18 protein-coding genes are annotated in these 21,006 nt (G+C 66.9%); 8 read left to right on the forward strand and 10 right to left on the reverse strand.

Annotated elements, in window-relative coordinates; all coding sequences use genetic code 11:
• Nucleotides 1-156: 156 nt before the first annotated feature.
• Entirely contained in the window at nucleotides 157-993 is an 837-nt protein-coding gene (locus ACK4SV_RS02065; protein ID WP_409916126.1) for a fumarylacetoacetate hydrolase family protein, read from the reverse strand.
• A gap of 110 nt (nucleotides 994-1,103) precedes the next feature.
• Here ACK4SV_RS02065 and ACK4SV_RS02070 point away from each other — a divergent pair, with 110 nt between their 5' ends.
• Nucleotides 1,104-2,765, forward strand: coding sequence for a DUF262 domain-containing protein (locus ACK4SV_RS02070; RefSeq protein ID WP_409916127.1), 1,662 nt, complete (start codon nucleotides 1,104-1,106; stop codon nucleotides 2,763-2,765).
• Between the two features lie 14 nt (nucleotides 2,766-2,779).
• Here the strand turns inward: ACK4SV_RS02070 and ACK4SV_RS02075 are convergent, their stop codons facing one another.
• Entirely contained in the window at nucleotides 2,780-3,271 is a 492-nt protein-coding gene (locus ACK4SV_RS02075; protein ID WP_409916128.1) for a YciI family protein, read from the reverse strand.
• A 164-nt stretch (nucleotides 3,272-3,435) separates the two neighbouring features.
• Here ACK4SV_RS02075 and ACK4SV_RS02080 point away from each other — a divergent pair, with 164 nt between their 5' ends.
• Together ACK4SV_RS02080 and ACK4SV_RS02085 are read left to right on the forward strand one after the other, a co-directional pair.
• The gene (locus ACK4SV_RS02080) at nucleotides 3,436-4,203 is read left to right on the forward strand and encodes an SDR family oxidoreductase (protein ID WP_409916129.1); all 768 of its coding nucleotides are present in this window, start codon (nucleotides 3,436-3,438) and stop codon (nucleotides 4,201-4,203) included.
• A gap of 177 nt (nucleotides 4,204-4,380) precedes the next feature.
• Entirely contained in the window at nucleotides 4,381-4,854 is a 474-nt protein-coding gene (locus ACK4SV_RS02085; RefSeq protein ID WP_409916130.1) for a PaaI family thioesterase, read from the forward strand.
• Nucleotides 4,855-4,934: 80 nt separating this feature from the next.
• On the opposite strand, the gene ACK4SV_RS02090 is transcribed toward ACK4SV_RS02085, so the two are convergent.
• From ACK4SV_RS02090 to ACK4SV_RS02100, 3 genes are all read right to left on the reverse strand, one after another.
• On the reverse strand, nucleotides 4,935-5,315 hold the full coding sequence (locus ACK4SV_RS02090) for a hypothetical protein (protein WP_409916131.1): 381 nt from the start codon (nucleotides 5,313-5,315) through the stop codon (nucleotides 4,935-4,937).
• A gap of 115 nt (nucleotides 5,316-5,430) precedes the next feature.
• Nucleotides 5,431-6,321, reverse strand: a complete 891-nt coding sequence (locus ACK4SV_RS02095; RefSeq protein WP_409916132.1) for a DUF1499 domain-containing protein — start codon at nucleotides 6,319-6,321, stop codon at nucleotides 5,431-5,433.
• 164 nt (nucleotides 6,322-6,485) lie between these two features.
• The gene (locus ACK4SV_RS02100; RefSeq protein ID WP_409916133.1) at nucleotides 6,486-8,111 is read right to left on the reverse strand and encodes a long-chain-fatty-acid--CoA ligase; all 1,626 of its coding nucleotides are present in this window, start codon (nucleotides 8,109-8,111) and stop codon (nucleotides 6,486-6,488) included.
• Nucleotides 8,112-8,222: 111 nt separating this feature from the next.
• On the opposite strand from ACK4SV_RS02100, the gene ACK4SV_RS02105 reads away from it, so the two are divergent.
• From ACK4SV_RS02105 to der, 5 genes are all read left to right on the forward strand, one after another.
• Nucleotides 8,223-9,194, forward strand: coding sequence for a glycerophosphodiester phosphodiesterase family protein (locus tag ACK4SV_RS02105; protein ID WP_409916134.1), 972 nt, complete (start codon nucleotides 8,223-8,225; stop codon nucleotides 9,192-9,194).
• Between the two features lie 143 nt (nucleotides 9,195-9,337).
• A complete protein-coding gene (gene panB / locus ACK4SV_RS02110) occupies nucleotides 9,338-10,165 on the forward strand; it encodes a 3-methyl-2-oxobutanoate hydroxymethyltransferase (protein WP_409916135.1) in 828 nt (275 codons plus the stop codon).
• Nucleotides 10,166-10,250: 85 nt separating this feature from the next.
• Complete coding sequence (locus tag ACK4SV_RS02115) at nucleotides 10,251-10,982, forward strand: tetratricopeptide repeat protein (RefSeq protein WP_409916136.1); 732 nt, start codon at nucleotides 10,251-10,253, stop codon at nucleotides 10,980-10,982.
• Nucleotides 10,979-12,331, forward strand: a complete 1,353-nt coding sequence (locus ACK4SV_RS02120) for a PQQ-binding-like beta-propeller repeat protein (protein ID WP_409916137.1) — start codon at nucleotides 10,979-10,981, stop codon at nucleotides 12,329-12,331. Before ACK4SV_RS02115 ends, ACK4SV_RS02120 begins: the two co-directional genes overlap by 4 nt.
• A gap of 57 nt (nucleotides 12,332-12,388) precedes the next feature.
• Nucleotides 12,389-13,918 (forward strand): ribosome biogenesis GTPase Der, encoded by a 1,530-nt coding sequence (gene der / locus ACK4SV_RS02125; RefSeq protein WP_409916138.1) that lies wholly within the window; start codon nucleotides 12,389-12,391, stop codon nucleotides 13,916-13,918.
• A gap of 12 nt (nucleotides 13,919-13,930) precedes the next feature.
• Here der and ACK4SV_RS02130 read toward each other — a convergent pair whose 3' ends face one another.
• From ACK4SV_RS02130 to cysD, 5 genes are all read right to left on the reverse strand, one after another.
• The gene (locus ACK4SV_RS02130) at nucleotides 13,931-14,314 is read right to left on the reverse strand and encodes a hypothetical protein (RefSeq protein WP_409916139.1); all 384 of its coding nucleotides are present in this window, start codon (nucleotides 14,312-14,314) and stop codon (nucleotides 13,931-13,933) included.
• Nucleotides 14,315-16,687, reverse strand: coding sequence for a S8 family peptidase (locus ACK4SV_RS02135; protein ID WP_409916140.1), 2,373 nt, complete (start codon nucleotides 16,685-16,687; stop codon nucleotides 14,315-14,317).
• Nucleotides 16,688-16,793: 106 nt separating this feature from the next.
• Nucleotides 16,794-17,852, reverse strand: coding sequence for a mannose-1-phosphate guanylyltransferase (locus ACK4SV_RS02140; RefSeq protein WP_409916141.1), 1,059 nt, complete (start codon nucleotides 17,850-17,852; stop codon nucleotides 16,794-16,796).
• Nucleotides 17,853-18,095: 243 nt separating this feature from the next.
• Nucleotides 18,096-20,003: a sulfate adenylyltransferase subunit CysN gene (gene cysN, locus ACK4SV_RS02145; RefSeq protein ID WP_409916142.1), complete on the reverse strand. Its 1,908-nt coding sequence runs from the start codon at nucleotides 20,001-20,003 to the stop codon at nucleotides 18,096-18,098.
• Nucleotides 20,003-20,905: a sulfate adenylyltransferase subunit CysD gene (cysD, locus tag ACK4SV_RS02150; protein ID WP_409916143.1), complete on the reverse strand. Its 903-nt coding sequence runs from the start codon at nucleotides 20,903-20,905 to the stop codon at nucleotides 20,003-20,005. The genes cysN and cysD overlap by 1 nt, the downstream gene beginning before the upstream one ends.
• Nucleotides 20,906-21,006: the final 101 nt, after the last annotated feature.

Consider the following 21,006-nt stretch of genomic DNA (forward strand, 5'->3'; position numbering starts at 1 on the left):
GGATAGATTTGCGCAATCCGGCAAGCAGGCTGGCCTGCGTGGCAATTGCGCAACACCGGACGATCCAGCCTGCCGCTACTGCGCATCCGGCGGGGGCGGAAACAAGGCAGGCGCCCGCGCGCGGCCTGAATTCCACAGGGAAAACGGCGTCCGGCGTTAACCAATCCGCGCGGTTGAGGCCGGCTCTGTGATGATCTCGTTCTCGACATGGCCCAGCCCGCTGATCTCCACCCGCACCCGGTCGCCCGGCCTCAGCCAGCGCGGCGGATCATAGCCGGCCCCGACGCCGGCAGGGGTGCCCGTGAAGATCACATCTCCGGGCTCCAGCGTGAAGGCCGCCGTCAGATGGGCGATCTGGGCGGGGATGTCGTGGATCATGTCGCGCGGGGTGCCATCCTGGCGGCGCTCGCCATTGACGAAGGTGGCGATCTCCAGATCGTTCAGGTCGCCGGCCTCATCGAGGGTGACGATGGCGGGGCCGATCACCGCATGGGTGTCAAAGCCCTTGCCCATCAGCATGGTCTGGCTCGCCTTCTGCCAGTCGCGCACCGAATAGTCGCAGCCGACTGTCACCCCGGCGACAATCTCCATCGCGCGCTCTGGCGGAACGTGGCGTCCATGCTGGCCGATCACCACGACCAGTTCGCCTTCATAGTCCAGCTGGGCTGAGACCTTCGGCAGGTGCACGGGCGCGTAGGGGCCGTTGATCGCGGTGGCCTGCTTGTTGAACCATTTCTGCACGTCGGGCTTTGCCGTGTTGACGAAGCTGACACTCTCCGCCGCATGGGCGGCATAGTTGACGCCGATGCCGAGGATTTTCCCCGGCCGGGGTACGGGCGAGAGGAGGTGGACCGCGCTCAGCGCCAGCGGCGCGCCCCGCTCGCGCCCGGCGAGGGCTTCGGTGAAGGTCTCTCCTGCAATGGGAACAACAGTGTCCCCCTCAAGATGGCCGAACCGGATTTCTCCAGCGGCGGCAAACCGGACCAGGCGCATACGTTACTCTCCTGTCACACCCTGAGGGCTTCTGCATTGCGCGGTGTTCATCTCGCGTTGTGGACCGGTTTGGCAAGGGCTAGGGAGAGGGACGTGTAGAGGGGAATTCCATGCAACTTGGCGTGCGCGCGCAGGAAAGTTCGCTGAGCGAAGTCTTTGCCCCGGGCGAATGCCTGCGGATGCCCCACTACCAGCGCAGCTATTCCTGGGGGGAGCGCGAAGCCCTCGACCTGCTGGGCGACCTGATCGATGCGATGGAGACGGCCATCGCGCATTTCATCGGCGCGCTGGTGTTCCTGAACGGGGATGAGCCGGGCTATCTTGAAGTGGTCGACGGCCAGCAGCGTCTGACGACGCTGACCATCCTGCTCTGTGTGCTGCGCGACCTGGAGAAGGATGCCGAGCGTGCCGCCGAGCTGCACCGGCTGATCGCGGATGAGGAACGCCCGCTGCTGGGCGAGGGCGCCAACTGGCGCATTGCGCTGAACTATGAGGTGGGCGCCTTCTTCCGCGACACGATCCAGACGCCCGGCGCGACGCTGAAGCTCGACAATGAGCCGGGCGAAAGCGAGAGCCAGCAGAAGATCCTCGCCAATGCCGCCGCCTTCCACCGGGAGCTGCGCGACATGGCGCCGGAAAAGCGCCGGGCGCTGGCGGATGTGGTCACGCGCGGCTGCGCGCTGGTGAAGGTGGTGGTCGACAACAAGGACCAGGGGTTCAAGGTGTTCCGTGTGCTGAACACGCGCGGCAAGGAACCCGGCGCCCATGACATCATCAAGACAGAGCTGTTCCAGCGGGCGCGGTTCAGCCCGGCAGAGGCCGCAAGCTATGCCGAACGCTGGGCTGAATATGAAGCGCGCCTCGGCGGCAGCGGCCTCGATGACCTCCTGCGCCAGATCCGGGTGATCCATGACCGCTCGCCCAAGGGCGACCTGTTTGCCGGCTTCCAGAAGGCCGTCCTTGCCCGGATCGAACCTCGGCGCTTCCTCGATGACATGCTGCCGGACTATGTCGCCGCCTTCCGCGTGATCGAGACCGGGCAGGATGAAAGCGGCGCGGCGCCGGAGGGCGTGCTCGACAGTATCAACCAGCTGCGCGCGCTGGAGCACAAGACCTGGCGGGCGCCGGCGATCCAGTTCGTGGTCGAGCGCGGCCTTGCCGATCCGATGGCCGGGCAATTCTTCGCGGCGCTGGAGCGGCTTTCCTATATCTCGCAGATCATGGTGCATGACCGTGAGCTGAGGAACCGCAAGCTGTCCCGCATCGGCGAGGCGGTGCGCAATGACCGGGTGCTGTTTGCGAAGAATGGCCCGCTGTCTCCGCCAAACCGGGACGAGACCCGCAAGATCCGCGAGCGGCTGACAATCCGGTTCGGCACCTATGGCCAGCGGCGCGCAATTGCGCTGCGCCTGAATGCGGCGATTGCCGGTGGCAAGACGATCCCGCCGGAATCGGACGCCACGGTGGAGCACGTGCTGCCGCGCAATCCGCCCGAGGACAGCCACTGGATGATCACCTGGCCGGACCCTGTGAAGCGGCGCGAACAGTGCGACACGATCGGCAATTTCGTGCTGCTGACCAACAAGGTGAACCAGCTGGCCGACCGGCTCGACTACCGGGCCAAGAAGGAAATCTATTTCAATGGCGGCGGCGGGCAGGAATTTGCCCTGACGCGCGACCTGATGGATCAGGATGCGTGGACGCCTGATGTCGTCCGCCGGCGGACGGAAAAGCTCGCGGACATCCTGCTGAAGGCGTGGGACCTCGCCTGAGGTTTATTGCCGGATCAGTCCGTGATGCCGCGCGCCTGGAGGGTCTTGTGCAGCTCCGGTGTCAGCAGCAGCGAGGCTGAGCCGTACCAGGTGCTCACCTCCAGCGTGAAGATGCCCGCCTCGACCGCCGGGTCGGTTGCCGCCCAGCTGCGGGCTTCCTCCACATCGGCTGTGTTGAACAGGAACAGGCCGCGCCTTCCATTCTCTCCGCCGAGCGGCCCGGCGAGGATCAGGTGGCCCTCATCGGAGAGGCGCTGCATGTTGGCGAAGTGGCCCGCGAAGATGGCCCCCCGGGTTTCAGGATCGCGGATCTCTGCGTCCATCGGGCCGGTCATCAGCAGGACCAGCACATAGGGGCGCATCCCGTATTCATCCGCGCCAAGGCGGGCGGCGAGGTCTGCGTCATAGGCGGGGGCGGCAGCTGAGGGCGCTGGCGGCGGCGTCTCCGCCGTGGCGCAGGCGGCGAGGATGAGCGCGGCGGCGAGGCCGGCGGCAATGCGGATCATGGGAACCTCCCTCTCTTTTCCCCAGCCATGAACCTGCAAGCGCCCGCGCGCAAGGCAGGCGGGTTCACGCCGCGTCACCCCCTAGCGGGCAGGCGGCGGACGTCCTAGCGTGCCGCCGCAACACAGCAGACGCCAAAACACCAGAAGAGATGAGGGAGATGCCCATGAGCCTGTTCGACCTGACCGGAAAATCCGCGATCATCACGGGCTCGTCCCGCGGCATCGGCAAGGCGATTGCCGAAGCCTTTGCCGACCAGGGCGCGCGCGTGACGATTTCCTCGCGCAAGCCGGGGCCGTGCGAGGAAGTGGCCGCCGGGATCAACGCAAAGCATGGCGATGGCACCGCGATTGCCGTGCCGGCGAATATTTCGTCCAAGGACGACCTCCAGAATCTAGTCAATGAAACGAATGCCGCCTTCGGCAAGATCGACATTGTCGTCTGCAATGCGGCCTCCAACCCCTATTACGGCCCGATGGAAGGGATCAGCGATGATGCCTTCACCAAGATCCTGCAGAACAACATCATCTCCAATCACTGGCTGATCCAGATGTGCGCCCCGCAGATGCGCGAGCGGAAAGACGGCGCGGTGATCATCGTCTCGTCCATCGGCGGCCTGCGCGGCACCCCGATCATCGGGGCCTACAACATCTCCAAGGCGGCCGATTTCCAGCTCGCCCGCAACCTCGCGACCGAGTTCGGGGCGGACAATGTGCGCGTCAACTGCATCGCGCCGGGCCTGATCAAGACCGACTTTGCCAAGGCCCTGTGGGAGAACCCCGAAACCCTGAAACGCGCCCTCACCGGCACCCCGCTGAAGCGCATCGGCGAGCCGGAGGAGCTGGCCGGGGCGGCGGTCTATCTCGCCTCGAAGGCGGGCGCGTACATGACCGGGCAGATGATGGTGGTCGATGGCGGGGCGACGGTGACCTGACCTGCTCCTCGCGTGCCGCAGGGATGTGGTCGTCATCCCGGTTTCACCGCAGGTGAAGACCGGGACCCAGGGCCTCAGACAACAACATGCAAGGCTGGGTCCCGGACATTTGCTGCGCAAATTCCGGGATGACGGCACTCGCTGATAGAGAATGCTCCAGAAAGATCCGTACACGACATGACCACCCGCACCGATATGTCTGCCCAGCAGACGGCCTTCTTCCAGCGTCTGCGATCGGGGGAATGGGATTTGCCGCCCGGTATCCGCAATCTCGGCATCCGGCCCCATGAGTGGCTGAAGGAGGTGTCCTATGGCCGGGTGCGCTATGAATGGCCCAATGATGGCAGCCGCGATATCGGGCCGGACCGGGCGTTTGGCGGCTGGGTGGCGGGATTGTCCGACCACATCGTATCCATGACGATGGCGAGCGCGCTGGAAGAAGGCGAGTGGTTCACGACGACCGAATTGCAGACGCGCATCTTCCGGCCCGTGCCCAATGGGCTGATCACGATTGAGGGGCGGCTGATCTCTCGGGGCAAGACGTCCGGCTTTGTCGAGGCGGACTGGCGGGATGAGAAGGGGCGCCATCTGGTGCGTGTTTCGGCGGCCAAGGCGATCCGCACGATGGAAGAGCTGGGCCTGAAGCGCTGAATTGAATGCCGGCCAGCACCGGCGCCCGGCGCTGCGAGGGCAGGCCGGGGGCGGTGCTGGGGTTTACGTGTGTGCGCGAGTCAGGACGTGTCGCAGAAGGGCGCGGCGGCGGCCGGTTTCAGGCCGGGCGGGTGGGGTTTGACGATGGCAAGGACGCGGCCGGCCTGCGCAAGCGGCGGCCAGGCATCAAGGCGCGCGAGGCAGGCGTCCGGGATGTGCGTAGGCTGATCGATATAGTCAGATAACGGACGGTAATCCGGGCGCGGGGGTGCGGGCCTTCCCGCATAGCGCACTTGCAGCCGGCCCCAGCGCGAGACCGAGATGAGGACCGTGGTGTTGCCGGTCTCCAGCCCCCAGCGGATCAGCTGCCTCAGCTGCCAGAACAGCCAGGGCCAGCACAGGACGTGCACGGCCCGGAACAGGCGGGCAATGTCCGGATGGCTGAGGGCAGGGTTGACCATGCGCGCAGTATACCCCCGCCCGAAGGGGGGTCGGATAAGTATTTTCTCGGTTCAATGATTCCAAGGGCTTAGCGGAAAAACCGCATGGATAGAGGCAGGATTCAGAGGGGCGGGCTCAGCCGGTCAGGCCCTTGGCGAGGCGGGTTTCGATCTCGTCCAGAAGTCCCCGGATGCGCTTCGCATTCACGCCGAGGTCCGACAGTCCGACGCGGCTGACCGAGCGCACGTCGATGCGGGCGGCGCCGTCTTCCTCGCGCACGCGGATGAGGATGTCGTCATGGAAGCCGAACCAGAAGCTGGTCTCGGTGGCTTCGATACGGCCTTCCTCCGGCTCGGCGAGAATGAGCGTCCAGCCGCGCGCCTCGATGGCGGCGAGGGCGGCGCCGTAGGCCTGATCCGCCGTGACACCGGGGGCGATGAGCGGCGCGATGAGCGGGTAGGGCGTCTCGCGCGGGGATTTGTGGCGGGCGGGGTCGAATTCGGCCTCGGCCTGCACCTCGGCGACGCGGCGCCCGCCCATGCCTTCCCACCGGCTGTTGGCGCCTTCGGGAATGATGGGATCATCGAGGATGGGATTGAGGGCGCCGGTGGCTTCGCGGGCGGTCAGCAGGGCGTCGCTCGGCTGGATGGGGTCGGCCCAGTCGGTCTGGATGTCGTGCAGCGGCGGCAGGCGCGCGGCATGGCCGCCGAAGCCGGCGAGCCGCCCGAAGGCGAGACCGGAGATGAGCAGGGCGGCGAGAGCGATGATGAAGGCCTGCTTCCGCGGTGCCTTGATGAGGGCGATGATGACCGCGAGGACAGAGACGCCCGCCGCTGCCATCAGCAGCATCGGGCCCCATTGGATGGTCATGACGCCGAGGCCGAACTCCCAGCGCCACAGGCCGAGCTTGGTGCCGATGGCGGCGGCGGCAAACCACAGCACCGCAAACAGCGACAGGCCGAGCGCAAAGCCCGCAAAGGTGCCGCGCCAGCCGGCGGTGGAGGGCGGGGGGGTGTCGGTGGTCATGGGCGCCTCGATGTGTTGGCCGGCAACCTAGCGCTTTCTGATGCGTCTGCAATGCGAAGAGTTTGGGAGGCCCTCACCTCCCACGCCCTTCGGGCGCGGGCCCCTCCTCTCCCACGAGTGGGAGAGGGGTTAAGTGGCGCAGCAATGGGAGGTGAGGGGCTGCCTCAGGCCGTTGGCAGTTTGTAGTCCTTGAATTGTTCGCGCAGGGCGAGCTTGTTGATCTTGCCGGTGGCGCCGAGGGGGATGTTTTCGACGAACTGGACATCGTCCGGGGTCCACCATTTGGCGATCTTGCCTTCGAGGCTGGCGAGGATTTCTTCCTTGGTCGGGCTTTCGCCGGCGGCGGGCTGCACGATCAGCAGGGGGCGCTCGTCCCATTTGGGATGGTAGATGCCGATGGCGGCGGCGTTGGCGACCTTGGGGTGGCCGACGGCGATGTTCTCGATGTCGATGGAGGAGATCCACTCCCCGCCCGATTTGATGACATCCTTGGCGCGGTCGGTGATGGTCATGGTGCCGTAATTGTCGAGCGTGGCGACGTCGCCGGTGTCGAACCAGCCCTCGGCATCGAGGACATGGCCGCCCGCGCCCTTGAAGTAGCCGCCGGCGATGGCGGCGCCGCGCACGAGGAGGCGGCCGGAGGTCTTGCCGTCGCGGGCGAGTTCATTGCCATCATCATCGACGAGGCGCAGCTCGACCCCGAAAGGCGGGCGGCCCTGTTTCAGTTTCTGCTTCATGCGCTCGTCGAGCGGGGCGTCGATCAGGTGCGGCGGCAGGGCGCCGAGCGTGCCGAGCGGCGAGGTTTCGGTCATGCCCCAGGCATGGACGACATCGACTTCGTATTCTTCCTCGAAGGCGCGCAGGATCTTCTCCGGGATGGCCGAGCCCCCGATGAGGACTTTCTTGAGGTGGGGCAGTTTGAGGTTGTTCTGCTGGAGGTGGGTGAGCAGCATCAGCCAGACGGTCGGCACAGCTGCCGTCATCGAGACTTTCTCCTCATCCAGCAGCTGGTAGATCGAGGCGCCGTCCATCTGCGCGCCGGGCATGACCATGTTGGCGCCGGTCGCCGGGCAGGAGAAGGCAAGGCCCCAGGCATTGGCATGGAACATCGGCACGACCGGCAGCACAGTGTCGGCAGCGCCCATGCCCATCACATCCTTGCCCATCGTGACGAGGGTGTGCAGCACGTTGGAGCGGTGGGAATAGAGCACGCCCTTGGGGTTGCCGGTGGTGCCGGAAGTGTAGCAGAGGCCGCAGGCGGTATCTTCCGGGAAGTCGCCCCAGCGGACATTCTGCGAGCGCCCGTCGATCCAGATGTCGAAGGCCATCGCGCCGAGCTTGTTCTCCGGCATCGTGTCGGCGCCGGCGAAGATGATGAAGGTCTTCACCGTCTCCAGCTTGTCCTTGATGGCCTCGATGATGGGCAGGAAGGTCTTGTCGAAGATCAGCACCTTGTCTTCGGCATGGTTGGCGATCCAGGCGATCTGGTCGGGGTGGAGGCGCGGGTTGATCGTGTGCAGGACGGCGCCGATGCCCATGGTGCCATACCAGGCGGCCATGTGGCGTTCGGAGTTCCAGCCGAGGGTGGCGACGCGGTCGCCGATCCCGATGCCGAGATCCTTGAGGGCGGTGGAGACCTGCTTGGCCATGCCATAGAGCTCGGCATAGGTCAGGCGCGTGATGTTGCCTTCGACGCGGCGGGTAACGATGGTGCGGTCGCCGTGCTGCAGGCGCGCATGTTCGAGGATCTTGTCCACGGTCAGCGGCCAGTCCTGCATAATTCCCTTCATTTCAAGTCCCTCCGGATTGTGCGCCTGTCCGCTTCAAGGCGGCGGCTTGTGCTTTGTCTGAGCCCTGTCTATGCGGGCGGCGTGACTGACGCAAGGAAAGGACGCCCCCTCATGATGCGACGTTTGACGGCAGCCCTCGGCGCCTTCCTGATTGCGGCCTGTTCCGGCGCGCCGGCGCCCGTGGCGGGCGGGGACGAGGCGGGCGCGGCGCAGGGTGCAACGGCAGAAGCCGGCGCCCGGGCGGCGCTGACCGCGGCGCTGCCGGAGCTGTTCGACTGCCTGCGCGAGACGGGCGGGGTGGTCGTCGCCGCGCACCGGGGCGGGCCGGCGCCGGGCTATCCGGAGAATGTGCTGGAGACACTGCAGCACGCTTATGAGCGCGGCATCCGGGTGTTCGAGATCGACATCCATGAGAGCCGGGACGGGGTCCTGTTCCTGCACCATGATGACCGGTTCGGCCGGGTGATCGAGGGGACGGGCTATGTCTCCGACACTGATTGGGCCGATGTCGCCGGGCGGCGGCTGATCGACAATGACGGGACGGCGACCGAGTTCCGGCCATCGAAGCTGACCGATGTGCTGCTCTGGGCGAAGGAGGCCGGGGCGATCATCCAGCTCGACCGCAAGCGCACGACGGGGTTCCGGAACATCGCAGAGGCCGTGAAGGCGGCGGGGGCGGAGAGCATCGCCGTGTTCATCTCCTACAATGACCAGGAAGCCGCCGAGATCGCCCGCTATGCGCCGGGCATGGTGCTGACGGCTTCCGTGCGGGGCGCCCGGGACATCGAGCGGCTGGAAGCGCTGGGTGTGGACCGCACGCGGCTGATCGCCTGGACGGGCACGCGCGAGCCGGACCCGCCGGCCTTTGCGCGGCTGAATGCCGAAGGGGTCGAGCCGGCCTTCGGGACGCTGGGGCGGCGGGGCGAGCGCCTCGATGACGTCTACTGGGCGGACGGCGATGGCAGCGAGTATCAGCAGCTCGTCGATGACGGGGTTGTGATGATCTCGACCGATGAGCCTTACCGGGTGACGGACTGGCTGAGCGCCGATGATGAGGGCTGGGCGGCCTGCGCGGTGCGCTGAGGGGGCTTTGCTTTGGCCGGCTGAGCGCCGGCCGCCCTCACCTCCCATTGCTGCGCAATGGGCCCCTCCTCTCCCACTTTGTGGGAGAGGGGTTGAGGCGGGGCCGCTTGCCGGGATGCGCGGGGCGGGGTAAGCCCCCGGCCATGTCGAAACAGACCCGCACGACCCGCAAGACCGTCAAGGATATTGCCGCCGCCAAGGGGGGCACGCCCCTCGTGATGCTGACGGCCTATGACGCGCCGACCGCCGCTCTTCTGGATGCCCATGCAGATATCCTTCTGGTGGGCGACAGTGTCGGCATGGTGGTGCACGGGCTGCCCTCCACGGTGGGCGTGACGATGGAGATGATGATCCTGCATGGCCAGGCGGTGATGCGCGGGGCGGAGCAGGCCTTCGTGGTCGTGGACATGCCGTTCGGATCGTATGAGACCAACCCGGACCAGGCCTTCCTGAACGCCGCGCGGATCATGAAGGAAACCGGCTGCCAGGCGGTCAAGATCGAGAGCGGGGCCTATGCGGCCGGCCAGATCGCACACCTCGTCGAGCGCGGCATTCCTGTGATGGGCCATGTGGGCCTGCGCCCGCAGGCGGTGAACATCGATGGCGGCTTCCGCGCCAAGGGCCGCACCGAGGATGAACGCGAGCGCGTGATCGCCGAGGCCCGCGCCGCTGACAGCGCCGGGGCGTTCTGCATCGTGATCGAGGGTGTGGCCGAGGACCTTGCCGCCGAAATCACCGCCGAAGTCAGCTGCCCGACCATCGGGATCGGCGCTTCGGCAGCCTGTGACGGGCAGGTTCTGGTGACGCAGGACATGCTGGGCCTGTTCGACTGGACCCCGAAATTCGTGCGCCGCTATGCTGACCTTGCCACCGAGATCAGCAAGGCAGCGGCGGCCTATGCCGAAGACGTGCGGGCGCGGCGGTTCCCCGGTTCGGCCGAAATCTACAGCCTGCGAAAACCCGCCGGGTAACAGCGCTCTTCCGTTGCAGCCGCGCTGAGGCGCGTCTAGGTTCGCCGCGAAATCCCGATAGCCCCCTCCGCCGGAGCCCCTGCCTGTGACTGACATCTTCACCGAAGTTGATGAAAGCGTCCGCCAGGAGAAGCTGCAGAGCGTCTGGAAGCGCTGGCGGCCCTTCGTTTATGGCGGCGTGGCGCTGCTGGTGGGCGTTGTGGCGCTGAATGAATTCGTGCTGACGCCCGCGGCAGAGGCCCGCAAGGCGGCGCAGGCGGCGGCCTTCGAGAACGCAGTCAAGGCGCTGGAAGAGGGCCAGTATGCGGAGGCCGAAGCCGCCTTCCGCACGATCCGCGAGACTAATCCGAAACTGGCGCCGCTGGCGACGCATTTCCTCGCCCGGACCCTCTATGAGGGCGGCGGGGATGCAGACGGCGCGGCTGAGCTGCTGGCCGTTTCCGGCGGCACGGACAGTGACCCGTTTGGCCGGCTCGCCCTGCTGAAAGCGGCCTATTTCCGCGCCGGCACGATGACCCTGCCCGAGCTGGAAGCGATGCTGGGCGGCCTCTTGACCGATACCTCGCCCGCCGGGGCGCTGGCGCGGGAGCTGGTCGCAGCCAAAGCCTTCGAGACCGGGGACTATGCGAGAGCAAGGGCCGAGTTCAACCGTCTGAAATTCGATGCCGCCGCGAGCGAAAACCTGCAGCGCCGGGCCGATATGGCGCTGGCGGCCATTCCCCAGGGGGCGGGCACAGCTGCGCCCGGCGCCGCCGAAATGCCTCAGGAATCGCCCGAGGAAGTGCCTGCGTCAGAGACCGAGGAGTCTGTTCCATGAAGCCTGCCCGTTTTCCCCTGCTTGCTGCGGCTGTCCTGGCTACGGCGCTGATGGCGGCGAGCTGCAACAGCCTGCCGCGCTTTGGCGGCGGCAATGCTGCGGCGGCCAAGGCGGAGGACCGGGTTGGCCGGCTCGCCATGGTGCTGGATGAAGACCGGGTGGAGCCCAATCCGGGCTTTGCCGGCGTCCTGATCAACCTGCCGGCGGCCCGCGAAGTAAGCGCTTGGCCGGAAGCCGGCGGCACACCGAGCAAGGCGATCGGGCACATTCAGGCGGCGCCGGCCCTGGCGATTGACTGGCGGCGTTCTGCCGGCAGGGGCTCGTCCAACCGGTCGGCCCTGACCACCCCGCCGGTCAGCAGCGAAACACTGATTTTCACGCTTGATTCGACCCAGTCGGTCCGGGCGATGCGGCTGGACAATGGCGCGACCGTGTGGACGCAGCGCCTGCAGGGCCTGACGCGCCGTGACCGCGCTGCGGTCGGCGGCGGGCTTGCGGTCTCCGGCGACAAGCTGGTGGTGGCCAGCGGCTTCGGCTTCGTGGCCGCGCTGGATGCTGCCTCGGGCAGCGAGATCTGGCGGCGGGCCATGGGGGCGCCGATGATCGGCTCGCCGACGATTGACGACAACCGGATCTTCGTCAGCTCCAACAATAACGAGATCTTCGCCCTCGACCTCGCGACCGGCCAGACGCTGTGGAGCGATCAGGCGATTGCCGAATCCGCCCGGGTCCTTGGCAGCCCCAGCGCGGCGGCGGTCGAGGATTTCATCATCTCGCCCTTCTCCTCCGGCGAGATCATCGCCTTCCTCGCGGCCAATGGCCGGCGGCTCTGGGTGGATGCCATCCAGGGGGCAGGCCGGTTCACGCCAATTTCCGAGATCAATGACATCGGCTCGCGCCCGATCCTGGGCGCAGGGCTGGTCTTTGCCTCCAACCAGTCGGGCGCCACCGTGGCGATTGACGGGCGCACGGGCACGCGCGTCTGGGGCCGGCCGGTCGGCTCGACCAAGGCGCCGGCACTGGCGGGGCGCTACCTGTTCATCGTGGGGACCGAGGGCGAGCTTGTCTGCCTCGATGCCGAGACGGGCGAAGCCTATTGGGTGACCCAGCTGCCACAGTTCCGGAACGAAGAGAAAAAGCGCGACCGGATCACCTATACCTCTCCGATTATTGCCTCCGACCGGGTGATCGTGGTCTCCTCACGGGGAGAACTGCTTGCCTTCTCGGCCCAGACAGGGCAGCAGACCGGCTCGCTGCGGCTCGGCGATACAGTCTTCATTGAGCCGATCGCGGCGCAGGGGCGCCTCTTTGTCCTCACCGACAAGGCGAACCTGATCGCCATCCGCTAACCTTCGGCCCCCGGGAACTCTCCCGCCGGCCGCCTGTGCCTCCGGGAGGGCTGACCCTTGCCCCTGAAGCTCGCCATCGTGGGCCGGCCGAATGTCGGCAAGTCGACCCTGTTCAACCGCCTCGCGGGCAAGAAACTCGCCCTGGTCGACGACCAGCCGGGCGTGACACGCGACCGCAAGACCGCCGAGGGGCGCCTTGCCTCGCTGCCGCTCCTGCTGATCGACACCGCCGGCTTCGACAATGTGCGCGATGACAGCCTCGAGGCGCGGATGCGCGCGCAGACCGAGGCAGCGATTGCGGAAGCCGATCTTGCGCTCTTTCTCGTCGATGCCCGCGTGGGCGTGACGCCGGAGGATGAGACCTTTGCGCAGCTGCTGAGGAAGTCCGGTGTGCCGGTCGTGCTGGCTGCCAACAAGGCGGAGGGCCGGCAGGGCGAGACCGGTGTTCTGGACGCGTTCCGGCTCGGCTTTGGCGAGCCGGTAGCGCTGTCGGCCGAGCATGGCGAGGGGATGGCGGAGCTCTATGAGGCGATCCGGCAGGCGCTTGGCGAGGATGCGTTCGAGCGGGCCCTGGAAGAGGCCGAGCCCGATTATGCCGGCGGGGCCGGGGACGATATCCTCGAGAAGCTCGCCCATATCGACATTGAAGATACGTCGATAACGGATGATGAACTCGTCGCCGCGATCGAGGCCGCCGATGTGGACCTGCCCGAGCCGCCGCCCCAGCCGGACCGGCCGATCAAGCTGGCCATTGTCGGCCGGCCGAATGCAGGCAAGTCCACGCTGATCAACCAGCTCCTGCAATCGGAACGCCTGCTGACCGGGCCGGAGGCGGGCATCACGCGCGATTCCATTGCCATCGACTGGGAGTGGGACGGCCGGAAGATCCGCCTTGTGGACACGGCGGGCCTGCGCCGGAAGGCCAAGGTTCAGGAACGGCTGGAGCGGATGTCGACCGCCGAGACGATCCGTTCGCTGAAGTATGCGGACATTATTGCGCTCGTCATGGACGCGCATGAGGCGATGGAGAAGCAGGATCTGCAGATCGCTGATCTGGCCCTGCGCGAGGGGCGCGGGATCGTGCTCGTCATCTCCAAATGGGATACTGTTCAGGATACGGACGGGGCGGCGAAGCACATCCGCGAGATGGCGAACAAGCTGATGCCGAATGCAGGCGGGGCGCCGGTCGTGTTCCTGTCCGGCCTGACGGGGCGGAATGTCGAGCGGCTGATGCCGGCGGTGGTGAAGGTCTACAAGGACTGGACGGCGCGGGCGAAGACGGGCGATCTCAATCGCTGGCTGCGCCATACGGTGGAGCACCATCCGCCGCCGAGCGTGCAGGGCAAGCGGATCAAGCCGCGCTATATGGCGCAGATGAAGGCGCGCCCGCCGACCTTCGTGCTCATCGCCTCGCGCGGGGACCAGATGCCGGAGGGGTACAAGCGCTATCTCGTCAACGGGATCCGCGAGGCGTTCGACATGCACGGCGTGCCGATCCGGCTGTTCGTGCGCCAGGGCAAGAATCCCTATGCCGGCAAGCATGGGCCGGACGGGCCGCCGCGCTACAAGCGGCGCGACGGGCGCTGAGCCTCTTGATCGTCAGCGCGCGGAGGTAATCTCCGTAATGCGGTGATGCAGGTTTTCGCCGCAGAATATCTCGATGGAGCCGGGCGTCTCGCGGCCTGTGCGGCGCCAGCTGGCGATGCCGGGATGGCCGTGCCCGCCTTCGGTCAGTTCGAGCCGCAACGGATCGCCGGGCTGCGGCGCGCCCACGGATTTCAATGACCATGGCTCTGCGCTGTCGACGCGCACCATCACCACAAGGGCAGGTTCCCGTGCGGTTGTGGAAGGCATCCGGTTGATCCAGGCTTCGGCGCTGCGCACGGCCGGGCAGGCGGCGGCAATGTCTTCCGCAGGCGGAATACAGGCGCAAGCGGCGGCGAGCAGCCCGGCGGCGGCAAGGCCGGGCCTTCCCGCGCGCATCTAGAAGCGGCCCCGAATGGCGAACCAGGCCATGGCGGCATCGTCTGCGGCGGCAACATGATTGGGCTGGTGGACGAGGGCGGCGGCGGTTTCGGCGAGCCAGTCCTCGCTGAGCTGCCAGCGCAGGCGCGATTCAAGGTTCAGCTGCCGGCCTGACGGCGTGAGCCCGACCTGCCGTGTGCTGATGATCCAGCCGGATGTGTCGGCGCCGGTCACGGTGTCGAAGGAAAGCGTGCCGCCTTCGGCGCGGCGCGGCTGGGCGAGGACGAGGCTGAGGCTGGCCGGGCCCATGCGGCGGGCTGCGCCGAGCGACCAGCGGCTGGTGTGGATGCCGTCGGCAGCAGACGCATCGAGCTCGGCCATGCCGAATTCATACCCGCCGGAGACCGACCATCCGCCGCCGAGATTGCGCGCGCCCTCCAGCGTCCAGGCGGTGAGGCGCCCGCCTTGGCCGAGGCCGAGGCGGGACTGGACCTCGCTGCCGAAGGCGGTTTCGCGGTCCTCGGCGATCTCGACCAGGGTGCGCACGGACCATCCGTATCCGGAGCGGCCAAAGCCGGCGCCCATGCGGCTCATCGTTTCGTCGCTCGCGGCAAAGGAGTGGACTTCGACGGGGCCGAGCGTGTGGGAGGCCGAAGCCCAGCTGCCGGTCATCGACAGGGCGTTCGTCATGCCGGCTTCGGTGACGAGGGCGGTTTCCGGCGCAATCCGGGGCAGGCTGCCGCCGCGCCCGGCAGAGACTTCGCCGCCGGCAAAGCGGAAGGTGGCGGAGACCTGCGCCTGCGGTTCCGGCTGGTAGGGCGCGGCGCGGTCCTCGACCAGTTTCGGCGTGTGCCAGCTGAGCGCGATGTTCCCGGCACGGACGGCCCGGGCCTCGCCGGCGAAGGAGGCGGCGCGCGCCGAGGCGCTGGCGAGCGGGGCGCGGGCGGTTGTGGTGAGGCCGGCGGCGTCGAAGCTGAAGGTGCGCTTATACCGGTCGATCATCGCCATGCCTTCAAACAGGCCGCCCCGGGAGGCCCAGTCGCCGAAGGGGCCGCTGGCGGGGGCCGCCATCTGGCCCAGCGGGATGAGTTCGCCGTTGATGAAGGCATTCGGCGTGCCCTGCGGCGCGAAGGCGCGGCGCAGGTTCATGACGCCGACGCCGGAGACAGGATCGACGCCGACACCGGCGGCAATGCCGAGCACGGCGTCGAGTTCGGGGTCGATATAGTCATCGGCGGTGTCGAGCAGGATACGCAGCGCGGTTTCCGGCTGGGCCTGAAGGTTGGGGAAGGCCTGAAGCAGCAGGGCGAGCGAGCCGGAGACATAAGGCGCGGCAAAGGAGGTGCCGCTGATGATGAAATAGGGGCCGGGGTCGTCATCGCCGACGCGGTTGCCGGTGGAGACAACGCGCTGGCCGGGGGCGAGGAGGTAGAAGTTCATCGCGTCTTCCCCGGCCCGGTTCGAGAAGTTCGAGATGCGCCCGATCCGGTCTGCATCCTGGCCGCCGGATCCGGCAAAGGCGACGACCGAGCCGACGGCTACGACGCGGCCGAGCGCGCCGGAATAACCCGCCGCGCGCGCCGGGCTGTTGACCGTGGTGCCTTTTGCCGCCACCGGGTTGCCATTCTCATCCGTATCCGGAGGTTCAGCGTCATTGCCAGCGGAGACGACCACGAGCACGCCCTGCGCGGCGGCGGCGAGGATGGCGTTCTCGATCGTCTGGTTGGCACCGGGCGCGCCGCCGAGGGAGAGGTTGATGACCTTCGCGCCATTGGCGACGGCGTAATTGATCGCGGCGGCGACATCGCCCGTCGGATAGCGGCAGCCATCGTCTTCGGCGCAGCTGCCCGGCCGGTCGGCGCGGATGTCCATGATCTGCGCGTTGAAGGCTGTGCCCATGATGCCGGTGCCGTCGCGCCGGCCGGCGATGATGCCGGAGACGAAGGTGCCGTGGCTTTCCGTGTCGATATCGTCCGGGTCGCGGGTGGCGGCGTTCACGTCATAGGTCGGGCCGGTGAACTGGCCGGTCAGGTCGCGGTGGCCCTGGTCTGAACCGGTGTCGATCACGGCGACGACGATGCCTTCGCCGGTCGCGCCCCGGGCATAAGCGTGCGAGGCGCCGAGGAAAGGCAGGCCGCGGGTGAAGTTATACTCACTCGTCTCGAAGGAAGACGGAGGCGGGGCCGGTGGCGGCGGAGGGGGTGGCGGTGGCGGCGGAGGGGGTGGAGGCGGCGGGGGCGGCGGAGGGGGCAGGGGTTGGACCGGCGGGCTCGTTCCCCCGCCGCTGCTGCCGCCACTGGCGCAGGCCGAGACCCAGACCGGCAGGGTGGAGACGAGGGCAGCGGCAACCAGCGCGCTCGGCAAGCGGCGTCGGGACGGGGGATGCGCCATGGGGGTACCTCTGCGGCAAATCAGGCACACCGAGAGTGTCCCGGCCCGGCGCATCTGGCAAGCAGGCGGGAGTTGATTGCCGGGGGCCGCCATACAAGCTGGCGGGTCAGAGATAGTCGGTCAATCCGCGCTCTTTGAGGGCCTTGACCACGGCGCCGACATCCTGAGACCGGTCCTTCGCCGCGACGAGGACTCGGGCGCCATCTGCAACAACCACGAGGTTTTCCGCGCCGACGAGGGCGACGAGGATACCGTCCGCGGCGTGCACGACGCAGCCTTCGGAGGCGATCTCCACCGGGGCGGGCGTGTTCTGGCGGGCGCTGATCTCGCCGATCATCGACCAGGTGCCAATGTCACTCCAGGCGCAGTCGAGCGGAGCATAGACGGCCGCGCGGGCGGTTTTTTCCATCACGGCATAGTCGAGGGAGGTCGCGCGGATGGCCGCGAAGGCGGTAGCGTCCGGATAGATCGCGGCGCCATCGCGGCGGGCGCCGGTGAGGGCTGTGCGGGTGGCGGAGAGAATGTCCGGGGCATGTGCCTCGAATTCGGCCAGCAGGGCATCGGGGCGGAACAGGAAGATGCCGGCATTCCAGCTATAGGCGCCGCTGGCGAGATAGCTGGCGGCGGTGGCGGCGTCCGGCTTCTCGCGGAAGGCGGCGACAGTAGAGACTGCGCCTGAAATGCTCTCGCCCGCCTGGATATAGCCGAAGCCGGTGTCGGGCCGTGTCGGGGCGATGCCGAAAGTGGTGATGTGCCCGCCAGTGGCGGCATCGGCGGCGGCGCGGACAGCGGCGAGGAAGACTTCCGGCCGGCCGATGAAATGATCCGACGGCACGAGCAGGCCGAGCGCGCCTTCGCCCGCGTCCGCAAGGTGCAGCGCGGCCATGGCGGCGACGGCGGCGGTGTTGCGGCCTTCAGGCTCGAGCAGCAGGGCGGACGCCTCGGCGCCGATTTCGGCGAGCTGGGCTTCGATTAGGCTGCGATGGGCGGCGTTGCTGATGATGACCGGGGCGGCGAAACCCTCCGCCCGGAAGCGCAGAACGGTTTCCTGGAAGACCGACTTGTCGGACACCAGCCGGTGGAACTGTTTGGGACAGGCCCGGTCCGACACCGGCCAGAGCCGTGTGCCAGAGCCGCCGCACATGATCACGGGATGGATTGCCATGCCTGGTGTTTACCTTGTGTCCTGAGGGTGCTGCCGGAAGGTGCCCCTGTGGCCGCGCCGTTTCAACCCGGGAGGTTTGCAACATCTGCGCCGGGCGGCTGGCCGGGGGGCAGGCCGGGCGTGTCTTGCCCTGGGAGGGGGGCGAGGGGGCGGGAGCCCTGCGGTGGATCTGCGGGGGTGGTGAGAAGTTTGTCCCCCTCATCCCCAACCCCTTCTCCCGGGGGGGAGAAGGGGCTTATGGGATCACACGTTCAGTATGCCGCGGGTTTCGAGGTAGCGGAAGATTTCGTCGGCGGCGTCTTCGGGCGTGCGGTCGACAGTGCTGATGCGCAGCTCCGGGGACACCGGCGGCTCATACGGGCTGTCGATGCCGGTGAAGTTGCGGATCTCGCCGGCACGGGCCTTCTTGTAGAGGCCTTTCACGTCGCGGCCTTCGGCGACGTCCAGCGGCGTGTCGATATGGATCTCGATGAACTCGCCCTCGGCCATCAGGGCGCGGGCCATCTGGCGCTCCGCCCGGAAGGGCGAGATGAAGGAGACCAGCGTGATCAGGCCGGCATCGGTCATCAGGCGGGCGACATTGGCCACGCGGCGGATGTTCTCCACACGGTCGGCATCGGTGAAGCCGAGATCGCGGTTGAGGCCATGGCGGACATTGTCGCCGTCGAGAATGAAGGTGTGCCGTCCGAGGGCGAACAATCTCTTCTGCAGCGCGTTGGCGATGGTCGATTTGCCGGAGCCGGAGAGGCCCGTGAACCACAGGACCGCCGGTTTCTGCGCCTTCTGCTCGGCGAGGGCTTCGCGGCTGATGTCGATGGCCTGCCAGTGGATGTTCGAGGCGCGGCGCAGCGCGAAATCGATCATGCCAAGGGCGACGGTGTCATTCGTCTGCCGGTCGATCAGGATGAAGCCGCCGGTTTCCCGGTTTTCCGTGTAAGGATCAAAGGCGATCGGCTGGTCGAGCGACAGGGTGGTCACGGCGATCTGGTTGAGCTCCAGCGTGCGGGCCGCCGTCTCGTTGAGCGTGTTGACGTCGATGCCATGCTTGGGCGCGTTGACGGTGGCGGTCACCGTGCGCGCGCCGGCCTTCATCAGGTAGCGCCGGCCGGGCAGGAGCGGCTGTTCGCTCATCCAGAGGAGGTGGACCTGGAACTGGTCGGAGACTTCGGCCGGGGCCTCTGCGGTAACGATCATGTCGCCGCGCGAGGTGTCGATCTCGTCGGCGAAGGTCAGGGTGACGGACTGGCCGGGCGCCGCTTCGGGCTGGTCCCCATCGGCGGTGACGATGCGGGTAATCGTGGTCTCGCGCGCCGACGGCAGCGAGCGGACCCGGTCGCCGGGGCGGACCGTGCCGCTCGCGATCTGGCCGGAAAAGCCCCGGAAGTCGAGATTGGGGCGGTTGACCCATTGCACCGGCATCCGGAACGGCAGGGCCGCGCGGGCATCCTCGATGTCCAGGGTTTCGAGATGACGCATCAGCGTGGGCCCGGAATACCAGGGCGTGTGCGGCGATTTCTCGTTGATATTTTCGCCGCGCAGGGCCGACATCGGGATCGACTGGATGTTAAGCGGGCCGCCGAGGCGGGCGGCGAAATTGAAGAATTCCGCATCAATCGAATCGAAGACTTCCGGATCCCAGTCGACGAGGTCCATCTTGTTCACCGCCAGCACGAAGTGGCGGATGCCAAGCAGGCTGGCGATAAAACTGTGGCGGCGCGTCTGGGTCAGGATGCCCTTGCGCGCATCGACCATCAGGATGGCCGCGTCAGCGGTGGAGGCGCCGGTCGCCATATTGCGCGTATACTGTTCATGTCCCGGCGTATCGGCGACGATGAACTTGCGCTTCTCGGTTGCGAAGAAGCGGTAGGCGACATCAATCGTGATGCCCTGTTCGCGCTCGGCGGCGAGGCCGTCGACGAGCAGCGCAAAGTCGATGGCATCGCCCTGTGTGCCGACCTTCTTGGAATCGGCCTCCAGCGCGCTCAGCTGGTCCTCGAAGATCATCTTCGAATCATAGAGCAGCCGGCCGATCAGCGTGGACTTGCCGTCATCCACCGAGCCGCAGGTGATGAAGCGCAGCAGCGACTTGGACTCGTGCACCTTCAGATAGGCCGCGATATCCTGCGCGATCAGGTCATCATGCAGTCGCATCAGAAATACCCTTCCTGCTTCTTTTTTTCCATCGAGGCGGCCTGGTCCTTGTCGATGGCCCGGCCCTGGCGCTCGGAGGTGGTGGTGAGAAGGATCTCCTGGATCACATCATCGAGTGTGGCGGCGGTGCTTTCCACTGCGCCGGTCAGCGGATAGCAGCCAAGCGTCCGGAAGCGGACGGATTTGACTTCGGCGGTTGCGGCGAGTTCTGCCGGCACGCGGTCGTCATCAACCATGATGAGCGTGTCATTCCAGGTCACGACAGGGCGCGGCGCGGCCATGTAGAGGGGCACAAGCTCGATCCCCTCGCGGCGGATATATTGCCAGATGTCCAGCTCCGTCCAGTTCGACATCGGGAAGGCGCGCAGGCTCTCGCCCTTGTTCATCCGTGTATTGTAGATATTCCAGATCTCCGGGCGCTGACGTTTCGGGTCCCAGCGGTGGCCGGCCGAGCGGAAGGAGATGATGCGTTCCTTGGCGCGGGACTTTTCCTCATCGCGCCGGGCGCCGCCGAAAGCCGCGTCGAAGCCGTGCATGTCGAGCGCCTGCTTGAGGGCAACCGTCTTCATCACATCGGTATGATAGGCCGAGCCGTGCGTGAACGGGCCGACGCCTTCCGCGAGGCCTTCCGGATTGGTGTGCACGATCAGCTCCAGGCCGAGTTCGCGGACCTTCCGGTCACGGAATTCGATCATCTCCCGGAACTTCCACCCCGTATCGACATGCAGCAGCGGGAAAGGCGGACGGGAGGGATAGAACGCCTTCATGGCAAGGTGCAGCATCACCGCCGAATCCTTGCCGATCGAATAGAGCATGACCGGTTTTTCACATTCCGACGCGACCTCGCGCAGGATGTGGATGCTTTCGGCTTCAAGCCGGTCAAGATGCGTCAGTTGCGGCACGGGGCAAATTCCTGTCTGGGAGCAAAACCCTGCCTAGCGGGCGTTCCCCGGCAATGGAAGAGCCCTTTCGGCAATGCGCGGCTTCTTTTGAGGAAAGCTAA

This window comes from Hyphomonas sp. (genome assembly GCF_046313735.1).
Taxonomy (GTDB): domain Bacteria; phylum Pseudomonadota; class Alphaproteobacteria; order Caulobacterales; family Hyphomonadaceae; genus Hyphomonas.

Bases quoted from the DNA above. Each gene is read 5' to 3' on its own strand.
- ACK4SV_RS02065 (WP_409916126.1), bottom strand. From the start codon at position 993: ATGCGCCTGGTCCGGTTTGCCGCCGCTGGAGAAATCCGGTTCGGCCAT.
- ACK4SV_RS02070 (WP_409916127.1), top strand. From the start codon at position 1,104: ATGCAACTTGGCGTGCGCGCGCAGGAAAGTTCGCTGAGCGAAGTCTTT.
- ACK4SV_RS02075 (WP_409916128.1), bottom strand. From the start codon at position 3,271: ATGATCCGCATTGCCGCCGGCCTCGCCGCCGCGCTCATCCTCGCCGCC.
- ACK4SV_RS02080 (WP_409916129.1), top strand. From the start codon at position 3,436: ATGAGCCTGTTCGACCTGACCGGAAAATCCGCGATCATCACGGGCTCG.
- ACK4SV_RS02085 (WP_409916130.1), top strand. From the start codon at position 4,381: ATGACCACCCGCACCGATATGTCTGCCCAGCAGACGGCCTTCTTCCAG.
- ACK4SV_RS02090 (WP_409916131.1), bottom strand. From the start codon at position 5,315: ATGGTCAACCCTGCCCTCAGCCATCCGGACATTGCCCGCCTGTTCCGG.
- ACK4SV_RS02095 (WP_409916132.1), bottom strand. From the start codon at position 6,321: ATGACCACCGACACCCCCCCGCCCTCCACCGCCGGCTGGCGCGGCACC.
- ACK4SV_RS02100 (WP_409916133.1), bottom strand. From the start codon at position 8,111: ATGAAGGGAATTATGCAGGACTGGCCGCTGACCGTGGACAAGATCCTC.
- ACK4SV_RS02105 (WP_409916134.1), top strand. From the start codon at position 8,223: ATGATGCGACGTTTGACGGCAGCCCTCGGCGCCTTCCTGATTGCGGCC.
- panB (WP_409916135.1), top strand. From the start codon at position 9,338: ATGTCGAAACAGACCCGCACGACCCGCAAGACCGTCAAGGATATTGCC.
- ACK4SV_RS02120 (WP_409916137.1), top strand. From the start codon at position 10,979: ATGAAGCCTGCCCGTTTTCCCCTGCTTGCTGCGGCTGTCCTGGCTACG.
- ACK4SV_RS02130 (WP_409916139.1), bottom strand. From the start codon at position 14,314: ATGCGCGCGGGAAGGCCCGGCCTTGCCGCCGCCGGGCTGCTCGCCGCC.
- ACK4SV_RS02135 (WP_409916140.1), bottom strand. From the start codon at position 16,687: ATGGCGCATCCCCCGTCCCGACGCCGCTTGCCGAGCGCGCTGGTTGCC.
- ACK4SV_RS02140 (WP_409916141.1), bottom strand. From the start codon at position 17,852: ATGGCAATCCATCCCGTGATCATGTGCGGCGGCTCTGGCACACGGCTC.
- cysN (WP_409916142.1), bottom strand. From the start codon at position 20,003: ATGCGACTGCATGATGACCTGATCGCGCAGGATATCGCGGCCTATCTG.